Origin of the sequence: Bartonella sp. AA2SXKL, assembly GCF_042197205.1 — a bacterium.
Taxonomy (GTDB): domain Bacteria; phylum Pseudomonadota; class Alphaproteobacteria; order Rhizobiales; family Rhizobiaceae; genus Bartonella.
The window spans coordinates 1-606 of sequence record NZ_JBHIRN010000239.1 but is presented as its reverse complement, the minus strand read 5'-3'; the positions used below and the strand labels follow the sequence as shown (position 1 = coordinate 606).

1 pseudogene is annotated in these 606 nt (G+C 35.0%); it reads left to right on the top strand.

Annotated features, from left to right (window positions below):
* Positions 1–97: 97 nt before the first annotated feature.
* Positions 98–606: pseudogene (locus ACFINS_RS10960) on the top strand (DUF1376 domain-containing protein); the annotation flags it as partial.

Here is a 606-nt window from a genome sequence, read left to right as displayed (position 1 = left end):
CGTTTAGAAGATGGTCGTTTGTGGAGTTCACAAGTTGAGGAGGAACTCAATAACTTCAATGAAGATCTAAATAATAATAAAGAACAGGAGGGGAAATATGTCAACTAAGTTAACTTGGGTTCGTTGTTTTCCTTCTGATTGGGTATCTGTTGCTAGTGGAATGACGTCGCATCAAATATCGACTTATATGATGTTGATATTGCTTAATGTATAAGAAGAGACAGCCAATTCTTGAGAATGCCTCTATATTAGCACGCATTTCTGGTTGTTCAGTAAAAGCTTTTAATAAAGCGCTAGATTTTTTATTGAGTGATGAGAAACTGATACGTTTAGAAGACGGTCGTTTATGGAGTTTACAGGTTGAAGAGGAACTCAACAACTCTAATGAGAATTTGAATAAGTTTTCAGAGAGAGCGCAGAAGGCAGCGAAGGCAAGATGGGATAAACATACAAATGATGCTTGTGATATTAAGCATGATGCTAACAGCATGCTTAAGGATGCTAAGCATGATGCTTGTGATGCTATAACAAACAATACAAACATATATAATAAAAAAACTAAAACTATCGTTTTAGCAAAAAAAGAAATTGGTTCTGAAAGTTTAG